The following is a 20,122-nucleotide window of genomic DNA, read 5'->3' as shown; positions in this document are numbered from 1 at the left end:
TTCTTCTCATCTCGAGGCGCCCTGACGGCGTCCCCGGATCGCTTCCATGCTGACACGGGTCGCCGGGTCCGGAAAGAGTGCGGAGGTTTTTACCCGCGCTTTACGATACGAGACGGTTCCGTATCGTAATTCGGTCCGATCCCTCCTATGCTGAATCCATGGCCGATGTGACGATGAGCTCTGTGCCGGACGCGGTCCACCGCCGCCGCTGGATGATCCTCGGTGTGCTGGTGCTCAGCCTCCTGGTCGTGGTGCTGGACAACTCGATCCTCAACGTGGCGATGAAGACCATCGCCCAGCCATCGCCGAAGGGGCTCGGGGCCACCCAGAGCCAGCTCGAATGGGCGATCAACTCCTACACCCTGGTCTTCGCCGGACTGCTCTTCACCGCGGGGCTGCTCGGCGACCGGATCGGCCGGAAGAAGGTGCTGCTCTTCGGCATGCTCGTCTTCGGCGCCGGCTCGGCGGCCTCCGCGATGGCCGGATCGGCCGACCAGCTCATCGCCTTCCGCGGCGTGATGGGCTTCGGCGGCGCCTTCATCATGCCCGCCACTCTGGCGATCATCATGAACGTCTTCGAGCGCGACGAGCAGCCGCGTGCCATCGGCATCTGGGCGGGCGTGGTCGGCCTGGCCATCGCGATCGGGCCGATCACCGGCGGCCTGCTGCTCCAGCACTTCTGGTGGGGCTCGGTCTTCCTGGTCAATGTGCCGATCGTGGTCATCGGCCTGGCGGCGATGTTCCTGATCGTGCCCGATTCCAAGGACCCGAGGCCGGGCCGGCTCGACCCGGTCGGCGTCCTGCTGTCCATCGCCGGCCTGCTGCTGCTGATCTACGGCATCATCAAGGGCGGCGAGTTCGGCGACTTCACCCGGCCCGAGGCGTGGATCACCTCGGTGGCCGGTCTCGCGGTGCTGGCCGGCTTCGTCTGGTACGAGGCGCGCAGCGACCATCCGGCGCTCGACGTCGGCTACTTCAAGAACCGGCAGTTCTCCGCGTCGGTCGCCGCCATCGGCCTGGTCTTCTTCGCCCTCATGGGCGTGACCTTCTTCATCGTCTTCTACACCCAGTCCGTACGCGGCTACACCGCGCTCCAGTCCGGGCTGCTGCTGCTCCCGCTGGCCGTCGCCCAGATGATCTTCGCGCCCCGGGCCCGGCTGCTGGTCGACCGGTTCGGCGCGCGGGCGGTCTGCGTCAGCGGGCTCGCACTGACCGGGCTCTCCTTCCTCGGCTTCCTGCTGCTCGGCCGGACCACCCCGATCTGGACCCTGGAGGTGCTCTTCTTCCTGATGGGTACGGCCATGGCCCATGTCATGCCGCCCGCCACCGTCATGATCATGTCGTCGCTGCCGCGGGAGAAGGCCGGCTCGGGCTCGGCGGTCAACAACACCTTCCGCCAGGTCGGCGGCGCGCTCGGGGTGGCGGTGCTCGGCTCGCTGATGTCGACCGTCTACCGTGACGGCGTCCGGGACCATCTCGGCGCGCTGCCCGCCCCCGCCCGCGCCTCGGCCGCCGAATCCATCGAGGCCACCCTCGGCGCCGCCGAGCGGCTCGGCGCCCGGGGCCAGGCCGTCGTCCAGCCCGCCAACGACGCCTTCCTGCACGCCATGCACATCACCGCCGCCGCCTCGGCCGGCGTCGCGCTGCTCGGCGCGCTGGTGGCCGCGGTGTTCCTGCCCGCCAAGGACACCGCCGCCGAGACGGCACCCGGCGGCTCGCCCGAGGCCACCATGGTGGGTGCCGAGCAGTGAGCACGTCAGGCACGGCGGCCGGGCCGCCACAGCCGACCGCCGCGCGGCGCGGGCGCCCGCGCGACGCGGCGGTCGACCGCACCGTCATCGAGACCGTGCTGCGGCTGATCGCCGAGGGCGCCACCTTCGGCGAGCTGACCGTGGAGGGGATCGCCCGGGCGGCCGGTGTCGGCAAGGCCACCGTCTACCGCCGCTGGTCCGGCAAGGACGCCCTGCTGCTCGACGTGCTCGCCGAAGTGGACGGGGCGCCGGAGCTGGCGATCAGCGGGGTGTTGCGGGACGACCTGATCGCCGCGGTCGAGTTCATCAGGCGGCGCAGCCTCGCCAAGCGGGAGTCGGCGCTGCTGCGGACCATGGTGACCGAGGCGCGGAGCAATCCCGGACTGTGGCGGCGCTATCACGACACGGTGGTCACCGCCCGCCGCCGGCTGCTGATCGGACTGCTGGAAGGGGGCATCACCTCCGGCGAGATCCGCCCCGAACTCGGCGCCGACCTGGACCTGTTGGCCGACATGGTGGTCGGCCCCGTGCTGGCGAGGGCCACCTTGCGCCCCGACGCGCCGCTCAGCCCCGACCTTGCCGAGCACGTCGTCGACACCCTGCTCGACGGAATGCGCCCGCGCGACTGACGGGCGCGGGTGCGTCCTTGCCCGCCGCGGCCCGGTTCAGGACGCGGCGGTGAGATCGGCCGATGACCATTTCGTACAGGACGTGTCACAGCCGTCCTTATCGCGCCACGCCAGGGAACCCGCCGCCCCCCGCAGTCCGTCGCTTCACATAGCGATCCCCTAAGGTCGGCAGAGCACCCGGCAAGGTAGCGAGGACCCCCCATGACCCAGGCGCAGAGCAGCACGGACGCGAGCCCGGACGGCGCGAACCAGCCACGCCCGACCGCCTCCGGCGCTCGCGCGAGGCTGCTGCGCTGGTGGCGGCCGAAAGGCATGTGGCGGCGCGGCATCATCACCGCCGTCCTGGCCGGCGGGCTCGCCCTGCTGCTCGCCTTCCACTCCGACGTGCCCAACCGGATCGGCAACCTCGGCAGCCTCCTTGAGACCTTCCTGCCCTGGCTGGGCCTGGTCGTGCTGGCGCTGCTGGTGGTCGCGGTGGTGCGGCGCTCGGCGACCGCGCTGATCGTGCTGCTGGCGCCGATCCTGATCTGGCTCAACCTCTTCGGCGGCCAGCTCACCGACAAGGCCAAGTCCGGCGGGGACTTCACCGTGCTCACCCACAACGTCAACGCGGAGAACCCCGATCCGGACGGCACCGCCCGGGACCTCGTCAAGGCGGGCAGCGACATCGTGGCGCTGGAGGAGCTGCCGGAGAACCAGGAGCCGCGCTACGCCAAGGATCTGGCCACGGCGTATCCGTACCACGCGGTGGAGGGCACCGTCGGCCTGTGGAGCAGGTACCCGCTGACCGGGGTGCGTCCGGTGGACATCAGGATGGGCTGGGTGCGGGCGATGCGGGCGTCGGTCAGCACCCCGCACGGACCGGTGGCCGTCTACGTGGCCCATCTGCCGTCGGTACGGGTCAAGGTGCACGCCGGCTTCACCGCCGGCCAGCGGGACAGCGCGGCCGACGCGCTCGGCGACGCCATAGCGGCGGAGACGCTGCACAGCGTGGTGCTGCTCGGCGACCTCAACGGCACGATGAACGACCGGGCGTTGGCCTCGGTCACCTCCCAAATGCGGTCCACCCAGGGGGCGGTGGGCAACGGGATGGGCTTCAGCTGGCCGGCCGCCTTCCCGTCCGCCCGGATCGACCAGATCATGGTCAAGGGCATCGCCCCCCGGTCGTCCTGGACCCTGCCGAAGACGGGCAGCGACCATCTACCGGTCGCCGCCCGCCTCGAACTCCCCTGAGCCCTTTCCTGAGCCTTCTCCTGAGCCCTCTCCGGAGCTTCCCGGGGCCGCCCCGACCGGCTCGGCGGACGGCGGTCTACGCGCCCTGGTCCTCGCCCTCGCGCCAGCGGTCGGTGATGGGCAGCCGGCGGTCCTTGCCGAAGCCCTTCGGGGAGATCTTGGTGCCCGGCGGGTACTGGCGCCGCTTGTACTCGGCGGCGTCGGTGAGCTTCAGCACCCGGGTGACCAACTCCGGCTCGAAGCCCGCCGCGATGATCGCCTCCCGGCCCTGGTCGCGGTCGACGTAGAGCTCCAGCACCCGGTCGAGCACGTCGTAGTCCGGCAGTGAGTCGGTGTCCACCTGCCCGGGGCGCAGCTCCGCGCTGGGCGGCTTGCTGATCGAGTTCTCCGGGATCGGCGGGGTCTCGCCCCGGGACTCGGCGTCCGCGTTGCGCCAGCGGGCGAGCCGGAAGACGGTCGTCTTGTAGACGTCCTTGATCGGACCGAAGGCGCCCACCGAGTCGCCGTACAGCGTCGAATACCCCACCGCCAGCTCGCTCTTGTTGCCCGGCGCGAGCACGATCTGGCCCTCCTGGTTGGAGATGGCCATCAGCGTGACCCCGCGCAGCCGCGACTGGAGGTTCTCCTCGGCGAGCCCGGTGAGGTGCAGCGACTCCATGTACGCGTCGAACATCGGGGCGATCGGGACGGTGCGGAAGCTCAGCCCGGTACGGCGGGCGAGCTCGGCCGCGTCGTCCATCGAGTGGTCGGAGGAGTACGCCGACGGCATCGAGACGCCGTACACGTTCTCCGCGCCCACCGCGTCGCAGGCGATGGCAGCGACCAGCGCGGAGTCGATGCCGCCGGACAGGCCGATCAGCACGGTACGCAGCCGGTTCTTGGTGACGTACGCCCGCAGGCCGGTCACCAGCGCCCCGTAGACCTCGGCGTCGTCGCCGAGCCGCTCGGCCTCGCCGCCGGGGAACTCCGGCTCGTACGGGGCCACCGGGTCGGCCGAGAGGGTGACGTGGCGGATCTGGAGGCCGTCGGCCACCCGCCCGGCGGGCACCTCGGCGGGCGCGGCCGGCAGATCCAGGTCGAGCAGCACGCACTCCTCGGCGAACTGCGGGGCGCGGGCGATCACCTCGCCGTCCTCGGCGACCACGATCGTGTCACCGTCGAAGACCAGCTCGTCCTGACCGCCGACCATGGCCACGTACGCCAGCGTGCAGCCGGCTTCCCGGGCCCGCCTGCGGCACAGGTCGAGCCTGCGGTCGTCCTTGTCCCGCTCGTACGGGGAGGCGTTGACGACCAGCAGCAGGCCGGCGCCGACCTCCTTGGTGGCGGGCACCCGGCCGCCGTCCTGCCACAGGTCCTCGCAGATGGCCAGCGCGATGTCGACGCCGCGCACCCGGATCACCGGCATGTCGTCGCCGGGCACGAAGTAGCGGAACTCGTCGAAGACGCCGTAGTTCGGCAGGTGGTGCTTGGCGAAGCGCAGCGCGACGGCGCCGCGGTGCAGGACCGCGGCGCAGTTCTGCGGGGCGCCTGCGGGCTGGCCGTAGCGGGGCTGCGCGCCCTCGCTGCGGCCGAGGTAGCCGACGACGACCGGCAGCTCCCCGAGGCCCTCGTCGGCGAGCGTGCGGGCCAGCTCCACCAGGGCGGTGCGGCTCGCCTCGACGAAGGAGGACCGCAGGGCCAGGTCCTCCACCGGGTAGCCGGTGAGCATCATCTCCGGAAAGGCCACGAGGTGGGCCCCCTGCCCGGCGGCGTGCCGGGACCAGCGCAGGACCGACTCGGCGTTCGCGGCGATGTCGCCGACGCAGGAGTCGATCTGATTCAGGGCAACGCGAATGTGAGGCACGGGGTCAGTGTAATCGTCACCCCGACGCGATCCCCTCCGGGGGAGCGGCCACGCTGCGCTGTGCGGGGCCCTGTTTGGGGGCGGTGCGGTTGTTTTCGCGCCGCGCGCCGGTCGTGGCTGTTCGCGCAGTTCCTCCCCCAGAGCTTCGCCTGGGGGTACCCCCAGCGCCCCTGGTAGGGCACCGCGCAGCGTTGGCGCGGCCGTCGAGCGCCGCGCCCGCGGAAAAGGAGACCGGGCCCCGAACGCCCCCACGGGAACGGGGCCCGGCTGTTGGAGGGGGTCAGCCGCGCAGCCACACCGCGGTGTCGGCCGGCACCCGGCCATCATCGGCGAGCGGCCCGCTGGTCAGCAGAATCTCCCCGTGCGGCGGCAGCCCGGCCGGCTCCGCACCGACGTTCACCACGCAGACGAACTCCTCGCCGCGCCGGAACGCCAGCACCTCCGGCGCCGTCTCGAGCCAGCTCATCGGCCCGTCGCCGAGACCGACCTCAGCCGCGCGGAGCCGCAGCGCCGCCCGGTAGAGCGACAGCATCGACGCCGGGTCGGCGGACTGGATCTCGGCGGTACGCCCCGCCCAGTCGGCCGGCTGCGGCAGCCACGGCTCCGCCGACCCCTCCGGGCTGAAGCCGAACGGCGAGCTGACCCCCGCCCACGGCATCGGCACCCGGCACCCGTCCCGACCGGGGTCGGTCCCGCCGGAGCGCAGATACATCGGGTCCTGGAGCTTCTCGGTGGGGATGTCCTCCACCTCCGGCAGCCCCAGCTCCTCGCCCTGGTAGACGTAGACGGAGCCGGGCAGCGCCAGCGTCAGCAGCGCCGCCGCCCGCGCCCGGCGGGTGCCGAGCTCCAGGTCGGTGGGGATCCCGAACGCCTTGGTGGCGAAGTCGAACCCCGTGTCGGCGCGGCCGTAGCGCGTCACCGTCCGCGTCACGTCGTGGTTGCACAGCACCCACGTCGCCGGCGCCCCGACCGGCTCGTGCGCGGCGAGCGTCGTGTCGATGGACGTCCGCAGCCGCCGCGGCTCCCAGGGGCAGGCCAGGAAGTCGAAGTTGAAGGCGGTGTGCATCTCGTCGGGCCGCAGATAGTGCGCGAAGCGGACCGCGTCCGGCAGCCACACCTCGCCGACCAGGATGCGCGTGTTGTCGTACGAGTCGGCGATCCGCCGCCATCCCCGGTAGATCTCGTGCAGGTCGTCCCGGTCGATGTACGGATGCGGGACCGCGGGATCGCCGGACAGGTCGGGCAGCAGCGGGTCCTTGGTGACCATGGCCGCGGAGTCGATCCGTACGCCGCCCGCGCCCCGGTCGAACCAGAACCGCAGGATGTCCTCGTGCTCGGCCCGTACCTCCGGGTGGTTCCAGTTGAGGTCCGGCTGCTCGGAGTCGAAGAGGTTGAGGAACCAGTCGCCGGGGCTGCCGTCCGGGTCGGTGGTCCGGGTCCAGGCCGGCCCGCCGAACTGCGACGGCCAGTTGTTGGGCGGCAGTTCACCGTTCTCGCCGCGGCCCGGCCGGAACCAGAACCGCTCCCTCGCCGGGCTGCCGGGCCCGGCCGCCAGCGCGTCGCGGAACCAGGGGTGCGCCGCCGAGATGTGGTTCGGGACGATGTCGATGATCGTCCTGATGCCCAGGGCCAGTGCCTCGGAGACGAGCTTCTCGGCTTCCGCCAGCGTGCCGAAGACCGGGTCGATGTCCCGGTAGTCCGCCACGTCGTAGCCGCCGTCGGCCATCGGCGAGGGGTACCAGGGGTTGAACCACAGCGCGTTGACGCCCAGCTCGGCCAGGTACGGCAGCCGGGAGCGTACGCCGGCGAGATCACCGGTCCCGTCGCCGTTGCTGTCGGCGAAGCTCCGCGGGTAGACCTGGTAGATGACCGCGCCGCGCCACCAGTTCTCGTCGGCCTCGGGCTGAGGGGTGTCTGCCACGTCAACGTCCTTTCGGGCAGGTGGGACCCCGCCGCCGGCCCCGGTTGGCGGGGATGTGGGCATGAGGGCCGGCGGCGGAGTGCTGATGGGTGGTGCGTAGGTCAGGCTTGGCGAGCGGGGTGCTCGGGTGCCGGCGGCACCGGTCAGCCCTTGAGGCTGCCGGTGGTCAGGCCGGCCATGATGTTGCGCTGGAAGAGCAGGAAGATCACCAGGGTCGGCAGGGCCGAGATGGCGAGCGCGGCGATGAGCACGTTCTCCGGCACCCCCTGTGAGAGCGAGTTGATGCCGAGGTTGATCGGCTGCTTGTTCGGGTCGGGCTCCACCAGCATCGGCCAGAGGAAGTCCTTCCAGACGTTCACCACGGCGAAGATCGACACCACGCCGAGGATCGGCCGGGACATCGGCAGCACGATCGACCACAGGGTCCGCAGCGGGCCCGCGCCGTCGATCGCGGCCGCGTGCATCAGGTCCTGCGGGATCGAGTCGAAGAACCGCTTCAGCAGGAAGATGTTGAAGCCGTTGGCGACCGTCGGCAGCCAGATCGCCCACGGGCTGCCCACCAGGTTGAAGTGCAGCACCGGCAGGTCGAGCACGGTGGCGTACTGCGGCACGATCAGCACCGTGGAGGGGATCATCAGCGTGGCGAGCATGCCGCCGAGGATCGCCTTGCCCAGCACCGGCCGGAGCTTGGAGACCGCGTACGCCGCCGCCACGTCGAAGACGAGCTGGAAGGCGAGCGCGCCGAACGCGTAGTACATGGTGTTGAAGAGCAGCCGGGCGATCTTCAACTGGGTCCACGCGGTGTGGAAGTTGCCCGGCTCCGGGTGCTTGGGGAAGAAGGTGGGCGGATTGGCCACCACTTCCTGGGCCGATTTGAAGCCGCCGGTGGCCATCCAGTAGAGCGGGCCGAGGAAGACCAGCGTGAATACCACCAGGACCACGGAGAGCACGGTCCAGTAGACGATTTTCCCCTTGCGGCGGCTGAGCGCGGCCGAGGAGATGAGGGTACGGTTCTGCGAAGCGAACGACGCTGCCATGGTCCTTTTCTTCCTCAGTCGTTGTCAGTCGCTGTCGGCGTTGCGGCTCACCCGGGTGTAGATCCCCGAGAAGATGGCCAGGACGACGAGCAGGAAGAGGCCGAGCGCAGCCGCGCTGCCCAGGTTGTTGTAGCGGAATCCGTACTGGTAGACCATGTAGACGACCGTCATCGTCGAGTTCTCCGGCCCATTGCCGCCGGTGAGCAGGAAGACGTTGGTGAATTCCTGCATGGTGGCCACGATCTGGAGCAGCAGCATGAGGGACAGGACCATGCGCGTCTGCGGGATGGTGACATGCCAGATCTTGCTGAACAGTCCGGCGCCGTCCAGGTCGGCGGCCTCGTAGAGCTCGCCGGGTATGTTCTGGAGCGAGGCCAGGTAGATCAGGGTCGCGCTGCCCATGTTCAGCCAGGTCGCCGCGACCACCACCGAGATCATCGCCGTTCTCGACGAGTCGAGGAACTGTGATGTCGGTAGGTGCAGATACTTCAGAATGTGGTTGAACAGCCCGTAGTCCGGGTTGTAGAAGTACTTGAAGAGCAGGACGCCGGCCACCGGCGGGAGCATCACCGGCAGATACACCAGAATGCGCAGATACGCCTGTGCGTGCTTGAGCTCATTGAGGACGATCGCCACCACGAACGGCACCGCGAAGCCGATCACCAGCGCCATGCCGGTGAACTCCGCGGTGTTCTTCCATGCGGTCCAGAAGAAGGGGTCGTGGTAGACCCGGTCGATGTTCTTCCAGCCGACCCAGTGGGTCTCGCCGCGCTTCTTCTCCTGGAAGCTCATGATGAATTCGCGGACCATCGGGTACCACGAGAACATCAGGAAGCAGAGCACCGCGCCGATGAGGAACCCATGGGCCTGTAGGTTCTGGCGGAATTTGCGGCTCAGGCCGCCGGGGGCCGCACCGCCGGCCGGACCGGAAGGGCGCCCGGCGTGGCGCTTGGTCAGATTCTCGGGGACGGTCGTCGCCGCCATGGGTGCTCCTCGACTGATTTCGGTACCGGAAGCCGATGCCGCCTGAGCGGGGGCCGGTCGCCGACCGGCCCCCGCTGGGCTGTGCTGTTACTGGCTCGCGGCCAGCAGCGAGTTGACCTGCGTCTCCGCGGTGGAGAGCAGTTTGTCGATGTCGGCGTTCTTGTTGGTCAGCACACCGGACATCACACCGTCGAGCACGGTGTAGATCTTCTGCGCGTTGGGCGGCTCGGGCAGCACCGGCACCTGCGCGTCCACGTAGGTCTTGAAGTTGTCGACCGGGATGGTGGCGCTGGCGGCCTTGTTGGCGTTGTCCTTGTCCTTGGACGCGCCGGTGAAGAAGAACGGCTCCGGCAGGCCGACGGGCAGGCCGTCCGTCTTGTTGCGGGGGTAGTTGAACTGGCCCTTGCCGACGGTCAGGTACTTGAAGTTGATCCAGGCGATACCGGCCTTGATCTGGTCCGGCGAGGACCCCTTCTTGAACATGTAGTCGTTGCCGCCGAAGAGCGCGGTCTGGCCGCCGGGGATCGGCGCCATGCCGAGGTCCTTGTAGTCGGCCTTGTACTGCTGCACGACCAGCGGGACGTCGTCGGGCGCGCCCACGTACATGCCGATCTTGCCGGTGCCCATCGCCTTTTGGACATCACCCCACTGGAGACCGGGGGTGGCGGGCAGGCTCTTGTCGGTCCAGCGCATCTGCTGGAGCGTGCTGAGGATCGACTTGGTCTGGTCGTTGTTGAACGCGGCCTTGCTGCCGTCGTCCGTCACGGCCTTGCTGCCGACGCCGAACATCTCGGAGACGAGGTGCCAACCGCCCTGGTTGCCACCGGCGTTCTCCATGAAGCCGTTGATGCCCTTGCCGCCCAGCTTGTCCTGGATGACCTTGGCGTCCTGGCGGACCTCGTCCCAGGTGGTCGGCGGCTTGTTGGGGTCGAGACCGGCCTCGGTGAAGATCTTCCGGTTGTAGATCAGACCCATCTGGTAGTTCGAGGTGGGCAGACCGTAGAGCTTGCCGCCGTCCTTGAGGACACCGAGCACACCCTTGTCGATGTCGTCGAGGGCCGGGACCGTCTTGGTGTTGACGTAGTCCGTGATGTCAGCGGCCTGACCGGCGTCCAGCACCTGCTGAAGGTCGGTCATGTACGAGTAGAAGGTGTCGGTCTCGCTGCTCGCCTGGAGCTGGGCGGTGAACTTGGCCGGGTCCTCGCACGGGAACGCGTCCTTGCTCTTGACCGTGACGTTCGGGTACGTCTTGTTGAACTCCGCGACGTCATCGATCCACTGCTTGCGCTCGGCCGGCTTGGTGGTCGGCGGCTCGCAGTCGACGCTGATGGAGACCTTGGTCTTCGGGTCCAAGGGGGTGCCGGGGCTCGATCCCGCGGCGCTCGACTTGTCTCCCGAGCCGCCCTTGCTGTCGCTGCTGCTGGAACAAGCGGCGCCGGTCAAGCCGATACCCGCGACCAGTGCGACTGCCACCAGTCTGCGGTAGCCCTTTTTAGTCATCCTCTTCTTACCCTTCCCCTGAACCACTGCGCGTCGTTGGACTGCGATCTGGGACCCCCGCGGCACATGATGCACATGTCGTCCGGCGCTGGATTGCGCCGCCGTCCGGGTTGGCTCAACGTACTTAACCCGATAGATGTCCGCAAGATGTCGCGCGAATTTCGCAAAGACACGACTTGGTCACGAGGCTGAGCGGCGTACGGCTGTCAGCGCGCCTCGGTCCGGCGCCCGGCCCCCACCGGTCCCACCGGGCGCTCCAGCGCCTCCAGTGGGCCGCTGACAGCCGCCCGCGGGTGCTCGCGGCGCCACAACAGGACCGCCCGGCGGGGGACATGGCGGCGCCGGGGCAGGAAGTGATCCCTGCCCCGGCGCGTGTGCTGTTCTTGCCGGGGGGTTTGCCGGTCCGTACCGGGCTGTGCTGGTCGGTGTTGGTGGGTGTTGGGCTGTGCTGGGCTGTGTTGGTCGGGTGCTGGTCGGTGCTGGTCGGTGCTGGTCGGTGTTGGTGGGGGTGCCCGGTTCGGGTGCTCGGTCGGCGTTGGTGGGTGTTGGTGGATGGCAGTTGGTGGGTGTTTGGTGGATGGCACCGGCTACGCGGTCGCGGTACGGGCCTCCGGGCGCGGGACGCGGCCGGCGTGCGGGGCCGGTCCGGTGGAGCCGCGGACCACCAGCTCCGGCTCGAAGAACAGCTCGTCGTGGTCGACCGAGGCGCCGCTGATCTCACCGGCCAGCAGATCGACCGCGGCCCGGCCCATCGCCTCGATCGGCTGCCGGACCGTGGTCAGCGGCGGCTCGGTGCAGTTCATCAGCGACGAGTCGTCGTAACCGATGACCGACACGTCCTCGGGCACCGAGAGCCGGCGCCGCCGGGCGGCCCGGATGCAGCCCAGCGCGAGCAGGTCGGAGGCGCAGATGAAGGCGGTGATGCCGCGGGTCAGCAGCCGGCTGGCGGCGGCCTGTCCGCCCTCCAGGGTGAAGAGCGCGTGCTCGACGGTGACCGACGGGTCGATCCGGCGGGCGGCGGCCAGCTTGCGGCGTGAGGGAACGTGGTCGGGTGGGCCGAGCACCAGCGCGATCCGCTGGTGGCCGAGCGAGATCAGATGGTTCATCGCCTGCTCCACCGCCACGGCGTCGTCGCAGGAGACCCGGGGGAAGTCCAGGTGGTCGATGGCGGCGTTCATCAGGACGGTGGGCAGATTGCGTTCGGCCAGGCGCGCGTAGTGGTCGTGCGGCGATTCGGCCTGGGCATAGAGACCGCCGAAGAAGACCACCCCGGACACGTGTTGCTGGAGCAGCAGCTCCACGTAGTCGGCCTCCGAGACGCCGCCGGCGGTCTGGGTGCACAGCACGGGGGTGAACCCCTGCTGGGCCAGCGCGCCGCCGACGACTTCTGCGAAAGCGGGGAAAATCGGATTCTGCAGCTCGGGCATGACCATGCCGACCAGCCGGGCGCGTTCCCCGCGTAGCTGGGTGGGCCGTTCGTATCCGAGCACGTCAAGGGCGGTAAGGACGGCGGCCCGTGTCGCGTCGGAGACTCCAGGCTTCCCGTTCAGCACTCGGCTGACGGTGGCCTCGCTCACCCCGACCTTCTTTGCCACCTCGGCAAGTCGTCGTGTCATGGCGTCGATTCTAGTACAGGAGACGCAAGTTTCTTGCGGTCATCTTGCGAGATCTCTGCAAGTCATCCAATATTTGCGAAATCCGATCGAGATATTGCTGTGCCATGTTCGTCATCCGTATGGTGGCCGACACCTCAAGCGTCATGCGTCAGAAGGGACACCCCCCACCCCATGGACACCAGACGTCGCGCATCGGCCTGGCTGGCCACGGCCACCACGGCAGCGCTGGCGGCCGGCGGCCTCGCGCTGGCCGTGACGGCCCAGACCGCCCATGCCGCCGCCACCGTATCGACCGTCTCACCGTTCGATGTCAGCGGTGGCGCCACCGTGCCGTTCACCGAGTACGAGGCCGAGGCCGCCGCCACCAACGGGTCCGTCATCGGCCCCGATTACACCCAGTCCACGGTCGCCTCGGAGGCCTCGGGGCGGCGCGCGGTGACCCTCGGCGGTCAGGGCAAGTACGTCGAATTCACCCTCACCAAGGCGGCCAACGCCGTCGATGTCGCCTACAACCTGCCGCGCGGCGCCGCCGGCACGGTCTCGGTCTATGTCAACGGCACCAAGATCAGCCAGAAACTCGCCGTCACCGCCCAGTACTCCTACGTGGACACCGGCTGGATAGCGGGCGCGAAGACGCACCACTTCTTCGACGATTCCCGTATACAACTCGGCCAGAACCTCGCGGCCGGCGCCAAGGTCAGGCTGCAACTGGATTCCGGGGACACCGGTTCCGCCACCATCGACCTCGCCGACTTCGAGCAGGTCGCGGCGGCCGCCGCCCAGCCGGCCAACTCGATCTCGGTGGTCACCGACGGCGCCGACCCGGCGGGAAGCGGCGACTCGACCCAGGCCTTCCGGCAGGCCATCTCCGACGCCAGGGCACAGGGCAAGGAGGTCTGGATCCCGACCGGCAACTTCAAGATCACCTCCAACCTCCCGGTCGACAACGTCACTCTGCGCGGCGCCGGCAACTGGTACTCGGTGGTGCACAGCTCGCACTTCATCGACCAGACCAGCGCCACCGGCAACACCAAGCTCTACGACTTCGCGGTCATCGGCGAGGTCAGCGTCCGCAACGACAACTCGCCGGACAGCTTCGTCACCGGCTCGCTCGGCCCCAACTCCGTGGTCCAGGGCATGTGGATCCAGCGGGAGAAGTGCGGTCTGTGGCTGACCGGCAACAACACCAACCTGCTGGTGCAGAACAACCGCATCATCGGCACCACGGCCGACGGCCTCAACCTCGACGGCAGCGCCAGCGGCGTCCAGGTGAAGAACAACTTCCTGCGCAACCAGGGTGACGACTCGCTCGCCATGTGGTCGCTCGGCTCGCCCGACACCGGCAACACCTTCAGCAACAACACCATCGTGCAGCCGAACCTGGCCAACGGCATCGCGATCTACGGCGGCAGCAACAACACCGTCAGCAACAACGTGATCGCCGACACCAACGCGCTCGGCGGCGGTATCGCCATCTCCAACCAGGCGTTCCTCCAGCCGTTCAACCCGCTGTCCGGCACCGTCACGGTCTCCGGCAACACCCTGATCCGCACCGGCGCGCTCAACCCCAACTGGGGGCACCCGATGGGTGCGCTGCGGGTGGACAGCTACGACTACGCGATCAGCAACAACATCCAGATCAGCAACACCAAGTTCATCGACAGCCCGTACAGCGACTTCGAGTTCGTCTCAGGCGGCGGCCACGGCTACACGATCACCGGCGTCACCGTGAGCGGCGCGACCGCGTCCGGCACCGGCACCGTGGTGGTCCAGGCCGAGACGCCGGGCTCCGCGTCCTTCAGCAACGTGACGGCCACCGGCACCGGCGCGACCGGCGTCTACAACTGCTCCTACCCGGCCAGCCTGCCCGCCTTCACCATCAGCCGCGGCTCCGGCAACAGCGGCTGGGACGGCACCTGGGGTGACTGCAACTCCTGGCCGCAGCCCGGCGCGGGCGGTGGCACCACCGGCGGCGGCACCACCGGAGGGTCCACCGGCGGCACCACGCCGCCGCCCACCACCCCGGCCAGCGGCAACCTGGCGCAGGGCCGTTCGGCCACCGCGTCGTCCACGGTGCAGACGTACACCGCGGCCAACGCGGTCGACGGCAACGCGGCTACGTACTGGGAGTCCGCCAGCAACGCCTTCCCGCAGACCCTGACCGTCGACCTCGGCGCCACCAAGTCCATCGGCAAGGTCACCCTCAAGCTCCCGCCGTCCAGCGACTGGGCCACCCGCACCGAGACCCTCTCCGTGCTCGGCTCGACCGACAACAACACCTGGACCACGCTGAGGAGTTCCGGCGGCGTCACCCTCAACCCCGCCTCCGGCAACACCGCGACCCTGACCTTCACCGCCGCCAGCGCCCGCTACGTCCGGCTGAACGTCACCGCCAACACCGGCTGGACCGCCGCCCAGCTCGCCGAGTTCGAGGTCTACGCCGCCGACGGCTCCACCACGCCCCCGACCACCACCCCGCCGACCACCACCCCGCCCACCACGCCGGCCGGCAACCCCAACCTCGCCCAGGGCCACACCGCCACCGACACCGGCCACTCCGACGTCTACACCGCATCCAACGCGGTCGACGGCAACCCCGCCACCTACTGGGAATCCACCAACAACGCCTTCCCCCAGTCCCTCACCGTCGACCTCGGCGCCACCAAGACCGTCGGCAAGGTGGACCTCAAACTGCCCGCCGGCTGGGGCAGCCGGACCGAGACCCTCAGCGTGCTCGGCTCAACCGACAACAGCGGCTACACCACGCTGAAGGGCTCGGCCGGCTACACCTTCGACCCCAACAGCGGCAATGACGTGGCGATCTCGTTCACCTCGTCGTCACAGCGGTACGTCCGGCTCACCATCACCGGCAATACCGGCTGGCCGGCCGCCCAGCTCTCCGAGTTCGGCGTCTACGCCTCGTAGCGCCCCAGGCTCCTGACGCAGAAGATTCAGCCCCGACGGCGGTTCGGGTTTCTGATCGGACGGCGGTTCCCCGTGCGGGGGCCGCCGTCCGGCATGTCGCCGTGTTCCCGCAGGTGCAGCGCGCGCAGCGCGATCTCGGTGGCGAACCGCTCGTCGGGGTCGGTCAGTTGGCCGCCGAAGGCGCGGTCCAGGATGCGCAGCCGGTAGCGGACGGTCTGCGGGTGCACACCGAGCACTTCGGCGACCTGGACGGCGGTGCCCCGGGTGGTCAGCCAGATCCGCAGCGTGTCGATCAGCCGGGTCCGCTGGGTGGCGGTCAGCCCGACCAGGGGAGCGAGGTATCGCTCGGCGATCTGGTCGGTGAGCGCCGGATCGCTCAGCAGCCATAACGGCAGCAGATGGTTCTCGCTCATCGCCACCAGGTCATGGTCGAGCCCGCCGGCCGGGCCCGCGCCTGGACCCCCGCCGCCGTCGGCCTCGCCGCCCGGCCCGGCCGCCTGGTCCGCCCGGCCGGCCCCGCCCGACCCGCCGGCATCGCCGCGGACCGGGTTCTCGATCAGCCCCGCGTCGGCGAGGGCCAGCGTGTGCCGGGCCCAGCGCAGCGAGTCGGCGGCCTCGTCGAGCGGGGTGGTCAGACCCACCGCCGCCCGGCACCCCTTGAGCGCGACGGCCAGCGAGGCGCGCCGCTCCGCGCTGAACGGGCCGGGCACCAGCAGGTGCGGCTCCGGGTCGGCGAAGTCCAGCAGGATGTCCTTGTCCAGCTCCGCCCTGGCCGGCCGGGTGTCCGGGGCGACCGCGACCAGCGTCACCTCCTCGGGCAGCGGCCACGCGGAGTGCTCGGCGAGTTCGGCGAGCGCGCTGCGGGCGACCGCGGTGCCGCCGAGGATCCGGCGCAGCAGCCGGCGCCGCCGGTTGTCCGGCTCCTCGCCCAGCTCCGCCAGCGCCTGCACATAGCCCTCGCGGGAGAGTTCGGCCAGATCCCCCATGTACGCGAAGAGCGCGTCGGCGAAGGTGAGCATGAAGGAGGCGGAGAGGTTGTAGCGCCGGCCGACCGACCGCACCCGGCGCAGCGCCACCTGACAGCCGATCCGGTACGCGGCCTGGAGGCTGTCCAGACTGCGGCCCTCGTAGGCCTCGAAGCGGCCGAACTGCCGGCAGAGATCGTCGCGCAGCGCGGTGGTGGCGGTGGGCGCGGCGACCCGGTCCACGAAAGTGGCGATATTCTGCTCGATGCCGATTTTGATCACCCGGGCGTTGGGGCCCGCCAGCAGATGGCCGTATTCGGGGATCGCGGTGACGATTTCCGCGGCCATCTCTTTTAATAAGCTGGGCAGTTCCGGGCGCATGACGGCGGCGAACTCGCGCGGAATCGGACCCAGTGGTTCCGCCTGTTCCGGTGTCTGCCGCACGACGGGCATGCCCGTGCCCCTTCCCGGCCGCTGCGTTGCGTGGTTCCCGCAAGATAGACCAAACGTGCACTGAGCGCAGCCCCCCGGTCACGGAAACGTTCACCTGCCGGTGGGAGGCGGACCGCGGGCGGGGCAGGGGCGGCGGCGCCGGGCGGTGGCCGTCGCGCGGGAGCGGCGGCCGGCGGCGTGGCGGCCCCGGCCGGGGGCCGTGCGGCCGGCCGGGGACGGGGCGACCGATGGGCGGCGCCGTGCAATTGCCGCTCACTTTCTTATAAGGCGAGCGACCGCCGTGTTGCCCCCGTGACAGAAAAATACCCGGCAGTAGGGTCGCCCGGAGATTCTTGGCCGTGATTGTTGCGCCCCCGGTTACCCGTGCGTAACGTCCTGCTCCGCAAGGGCAACCGAGGGAATCGGTGCCCCACGTTCCAGGTAGTGAGCCGCAACCGAATTCCGCGCCTGAGCAGCACTGACTTCGGTTTATCAGGTGCGCTTTCCCCGTTTCCCCCTCGTGCCGATCGATCTCGATCTCCCTTCAGCACCCCCGATCCACCTCAGGAAGGATCAGCCCATGCGCAAGTTCTCCAAGGCGGCCGCGGGCACCGCGGTCACCGGCGCCGCGTTCGCCGCCGTGCTCGGTCTCGCCGCCGCCCCGGCGTTCGCCCTCACCTCGGTGGTCACCGGCAGCAGCTCGACCGGCGCCATCACGGCGACCGCCAGCACCCCCACCCTCACCGACACCACCACGGGCACCAAGCTGACCTGTACCTCGTCCAACGCGACCGGCACCGTGAAGAACGGCACCAACACGCCGCTCGGCACCATCAACACGGTCACCTTCGCCACCTGCAAGGGCCCGGCGGGCATCACCTTCACCGTCACGGCCGCCGGCACCCCGTGGACCCTCAACGCCACCGGCGTCACCTCCGGCGGTGTCACCCCCGGCTCGCTGACCGGCGTCCGCGCCACCCTCAGCGGTCTGTGCAACGCCACCTTCGCCGGCACCGCGAGCTCCACCTCGGGCGCCACCCTCACCGGCAGCTACAAGAACTCCACCCACACGCTGACGATCAACGCCGGCTCCCTGAAGGCGTACAGCGTCTCCGGGCTCTGCCTCGGCCTGATCAACAACGGCGACCTCGCCACCTTCAACGCCGCCTACGTGGTGTCGCCCGCGCTCCAGCTCAACGTCACCTGAGCGGGCACCGACCGGCGAAGCTCATCCGGGTGTTGTCACGCCCGTGACAAGGGGCCCCGGCCGCGGGACGCGGCCGGGGCCCCGACCCGATCACCGGACACGCACCGGAGGACAAAATTCCGGATGGTTCTTGTCACCGGATGACAAGAAAACGGACCGCCAGGCCGCCCGGCGAGTTTCCTCCGCTCGATCACTTGTCCGCTCTTATTACCCATCCGTAATGTCCTGCGTCGCCGACGCGTGTCCCGGCCATCGGGCGGGTCCGGGCGCCGGCGCCGTCCGTGGAGGAGAGCCGTCATGAGGGGTGCCGTGAACCGGCGTCGCGCGGTGCGCTTCGCCGCCGCCGCGGCCGTCACCCTGCTGGCGGGCGTGCTGCCCGGCACCGATTCGGCGGCCAGCGGCCCGGACGGGGCCGTGACGGTGGAGTACGGCTGCCGGTTCCCGGCCGGCGACCAGCCGATCACCGCGGTGCTGGTCCAGGAGTACCCCGGCGGCGGCGCGGTCGGCGCCACCATCCAGCCGGGCAAGCTCACCGCGACCGTGACCGTACCGAAGGCCGCAGTCGCCGCGCTGCTGCCGGCCGGCGCGGCCACCGCCTCCGCCACCGCCGTCCTCACCACCCGGGTCACCCAGGGGGCGTCCACCGCGGACGCCGCATGGCCGGACCTGACCGCGCCGCAGACGCCGGTCGGCGGCGACCTGGTGCTCACCCTCTCCGGCGCGGTCCCGCCGCTGAGTGTCACCGCGCCCGGCGAGGTGCGGTTCGCCGCCGGGCGGTTGGACCTCACCCTGCACCCGCGGGCGGCGACCGGTACGACCGCGCCCCCGGCCGAGCCGCCGACCGTGCCCCCGAGCGGCACGCCCACCGACAGCGCCGCACCGCCGGCCTCGACCGGCGCCCCGGCACCGGACGCGGGGCAGGCACCGGCCGGGCCGCGAGCCCCGGCCACGCCCGAGGCGGACAAGGACGGCGCCGCCGCCCCGGCCACCGCCCACCTCACCATCGGCCCCGGCGCCGCGCTCGCCGACGTCACCGGAAGCTGCGCCCCCGCCGACGGTCAGCGGACCGTGCTGGGCGTGGTGCCGGTGACCGGTGCCCCGGCCGGCTCGCCCACCCCCGCCGGCCCCGGAACCCCCGGCGGGGGAGCGGCCTCGCCCACCACGGGCCCGCCCACCGCGGGCACCGGCACGCCGAGCGCCCGCGGCGGCAGGCACGGCACCATCACCCTGGCCGCGCCCCCGCACTCCGGAGTGCACGACTGCCCCGCCCCGCCGGTGGGCGAACCCGACCCGGTGATCGTCAAGAGCGTGCCCAGGCCGCCGACCGCCGTGCCCTACCCGGGACCCGGCGACCCGCCCTTCCCGCCGTACTCCCAGTGCGGGTTCATCACCGGCTACGCCAACATCGGCAAACTCGGCGGCGCCTCCGTCGTCAACGACCTGCGCCAGCACCCGCGACTGGCCACGATCGTGCAGAAGACGACCTGGAGCGACTTCACCTCCGACGATCCGCTCAAGTGGTACTTCGAGATCGACTCGATCGCCGCCCTGACGCTGCCGCCCGCCGACGCGACCTTCCTCACCTACGGCTTCATGCCGACCAGCGCCAAGATGTCCCTGGTACCGCGCGGTCTGATGACGGTCGTGACGGTCGGCACCGGCACCCAGGGCACCATCTCCACCTCGGCCATCTACGGGAAGCAGGACCTGCGGCTGTACGACGTCGAGGTCAACGGCACCCCGCTCGACGTCGGCCCCGACTGCCACACCACCAGGCCGCTGGAGATCGAACTGAGAGGCTACGACCGCAGTTCGCTCACCGGCGTGCCCACCCGGCCGCAGGACTACAGCGTGCAGACCGGCGGCCCGCTGGCCCAGGACGACCTCGCCATACCGCCGTTCACCGGCTGCGGCACGCACGGCGACGATCTGGACGCCCTGTTCACCTCGTCGATCTCCGGTCACGGCAACTCGCTCAACCTCATACAGGGGCCGCTGTGCGTTCCCATCGCGGCCTCGGGTTGCGATCCCGAGATCGCCTTCCCCGATCCGCCCCACCACTGATCGCCCCGGGAGACG

At 70.3% G+C, this 20,122-nt stretch carries 12 protein-coding genes and 2 pseudogenes; 7 read left to right on the top strand and 7 right to left on the bottom strand.

The features are described from left to right. Positions 1–158: 158 nt before the first annotated feature. The 3 genes from OG519_RS08690 to OG519_RS08680 all read left to right on the top strand — a co-directional run bounded on the left by OG519_RS08690 (position 159) and on the right by OG519_RS08680 (position 3,613). Positions 159–1,751 (top strand): MFS transporter, encoded by a 1,593-nt coding sequence (locus OG519_RS08690; RefSeq protein ID WP_405580837.1) that lies wholly within the window; start codon positions 159–161, stop codon positions 1,749–1,751. Then, positions 1,748–2,380: a TetR/AcrR family transcriptional regulator gene (locus tag OG519_RS08685; RefSeq protein WP_405580834.1), complete on the top strand. Its 633-nt coding sequence runs from the start codon at positions 1,748–1,750 to the stop codon at positions 2,378–2,380. The genes OG519_RS08690 and OG519_RS08685 overlap by 4 nt, the downstream gene beginning before the upstream one ends. Before the next feature lie 312 nt (positions 2,381–2,692). Then, positions 2,693–3,613 (top strand): endonuclease/exonuclease/phosphatase family protein, encoded by a 921-nt coding sequence (locus tag OG519_RS08680; protein ID WP_405592578.1) that lies wholly within the window; start codon positions 2,693–2,695, stop codon positions 3,611–3,613. A gap of 76 nt (positions 3,614–3,689) precedes the next feature. Here the strand turns inward: OG519_RS08680 and OG519_RS08675 are convergent, their stop codons facing one another. From OG519_RS08675 to OG519_RS08650, 6 genes are all read right to left on the bottom strand, one after another. Beyond that, positions 3,690–5,456: an NAD+ synthase gene (locus OG519_RS08675; protein WP_405580831.1), complete on the bottom strand. Its 1,767-nt coding sequence runs from the start codon at positions 5,454–5,456 to the stop codon at positions 3,690–3,692. A gap of 280 nt (positions 5,457–5,736) precedes the next feature. Further along, positions 5,737–7,440: a glycoside hydrolase family 13 protein gene (locus OG519_RS08670; protein ID WP_405580828.1), complete on the bottom strand. Its 1,704-nt coding sequence runs from the start codon at positions 7,438–7,440 to the stop codon at positions 5,737–5,739. 80 nt (positions 7,441–7,520) lie between these two features. Further along, complete coding sequence (locus tag OG519_RS08665; protein ID WP_405580825.1) at positions 7,521–8,414, bottom strand: carbohydrate ABC transporter permease; 894 nt, start codon at positions 8,412–8,414, stop codon at positions 7,521–7,523. A 24-nt stretch (positions 8,415–8,438) separates the two neighbouring features. Then, positions 8,439–9,398 carry a carbohydrate ABC transporter permease gene (locus OG519_RS08660; RefSeq protein ID WP_405580822.1) on the bottom strand — a complete coding sequence of 320 codons (960 nt, stop codon included), beginning with the start codon at positions 9,396–9,398 and terminating at the stop codon, positions 8,439–8,441. A gap of 87 nt (positions 9,399–9,485) precedes the next feature. After that, complete coding sequence (locus OG519_RS08655) at positions 9,486–10,898, bottom strand: ABC transporter substrate-binding protein (RefSeq protein ID WP_405580819.1); 1,413 nt, start codon at positions 10,896–10,898, stop codon at positions 9,486–9,488. 587 nt (positions 10,899–11,485) lie between these two features. Further along, positions 11,486–12,514: a LacI family DNA-binding transcriptional regulator gene (locus OG519_RS08650; RefSeq protein ID WP_405580816.1), complete on the bottom strand. Its 1,029-nt coding sequence runs from the start codon at positions 12,512–12,514 to the stop codon at positions 11,486–11,488. A gap of 171 nt (positions 12,515–12,685) precedes the next feature. Here OG519_RS08650 and OG519_RS08645 point away from each other — a divergent pair. Beyond that, a pseudogene (locus tag OG519_RS08645) lies at positions 12,686–14,953 on the top strand (discoidin domain-containing protein); the annotation flags it as partial. 120 nt (positions 14,954–15,073) lie between these two features. Beyond that, positions 15,074–15,439 (top strand): annotated as a pseudogene (locus tag OG519_RS08640) (discoidin domain-containing protein); the annotation flags it as partial. A 26-nt stretch (positions 15,440–15,465) separates the two neighbouring features. Here the strand turns inward: OG519_RS08640 and OG519_RS08635 are convergent. Then, positions 15,466–16,857, bottom strand: coding sequence for a helix-turn-helix domain-containing protein (locus OG519_RS08635; RefSeq protein ID WP_405580813.1), 1,392 nt, complete (start codon positions 16,855–16,857; stop codon positions 15,466–15,468). 559 nt (positions 16,858–17,416) lie between these two features. Here OG519_RS08635 and OG519_RS08630 point away from each other — a divergent pair. Together OG519_RS08630 and OG519_RS08625 are read left to right on the top strand one after the other, a co-directional pair. Continuing rightward, positions 17,417–18,043: a hypothetical protein gene (locus OG519_RS08630; RefSeq protein WP_405580811.1), complete on the top strand. Its 627-nt coding sequence runs from the start codon at positions 17,417–17,419 to the stop codon at positions 18,041–18,043. Positions 18,044–18,340: 297 nt separating this feature from the next. Next, the gene (locus OG519_RS08625) at positions 18,341–20,107 is read left to right on the top strand and encodes a DUF6801 domain-containing protein (protein ID WP_405580808.1); all 1,767 of its coding nucleotides are present in this window, start codon (positions 18,341–18,343) and stop codon (positions 20,105–20,107) included. The last annotated feature ends 15 nt before the right edge of the window (positions 20,108–20,122 follow it).

It is taken from the genome of Streptomyces sp. NBC_01190, from assembly GCF_045039895.1.
Taxonomy (GTDB): Bacteria; Actinomycetota; Actinomycetes; order Streptomycetales; family Streptomycetaceae; genus Actinacidiphila.
Note: the sequence above shows the minus strand (reverse complement) of the source record. Positions and strands in the feature narration are given on the sequence as shown.

What these genes read in the sequence shown, in the direction of transcription:
- OG519_RS08650 (WP_405580816.1), bottom strand. Translation starts at nt 12,514, where the DNA reads ATGACACGACGACTTGCCGAGGTGGCAAAGAAGGTCGGGGTGAGCGAG.
- OG519_RS08665 (WP_405580825.1), bottom strand. Translation starts at nt 8,414, where the DNA reads ATGGCAGCGTCGTTCGCTTCGCAGAACCGTACCCTCATCTCCTCGGCC.
- OG519_RS08655 (WP_405580819.1), bottom strand. Translation starts at nt 10,898, where the DNA reads ATGACTAAAAAGGGCTACCGCAGACTGGTGGCAGTCGCACTGGTCGCG.
- OG519_RS08680 (WP_405592578.1), top strand. Translation starts at nt 2,693, where the DNA reads ATGTGGCGGCGCGGCATCATCACCGCCGTCCTGGCCGGCGGGCTCGCC.
- OG519_RS08635 (WP_405580813.1), bottom strand. Translation starts at nt 16,857, where the DNA reads ATGCCCGTCGTGCGGCAGACACCGGAACAGGCGGAACCACTGGGTCCG.
- OG519_RS08625 (WP_405580808.1), top strand. Translation starts at nt 18,341, where the DNA reads ATGAGGGGTGCCGTGAACCGGCGTCGCGCGGTGCGCTTCGCCGCCGCC.
- OG519_RS08670 (WP_405580828.1), bottom strand. Translation starts at nt 7,440, where the DNA reads ATGCCCACATCCCCGCCAACCGGGGCCGGCGGCGGGGTCCCACCTGCC.
- OG519_RS08690 (WP_405580837.1), top strand. Translation starts at nt 159, where the DNA reads ATGGCCGATGTGACGATGAGCTCTGTGCCGGACGCGGTCCACCGCCGC.
- OG519_RS08660 (WP_405580822.1), bottom strand. Translation starts at nt 9,398, where the DNA reads ATGGCGGCGACGACCGTCCCCGAGAATCTGACCAAGCGCCACGCCGGG.
- OG519_RS08630 (WP_405580811.1), top strand. Translation starts at nt 17,417, where the DNA reads ATGCGCAAGTTCTCCAAGGCGGCCGCGGGCACCGCGGTCACCGGCGCC.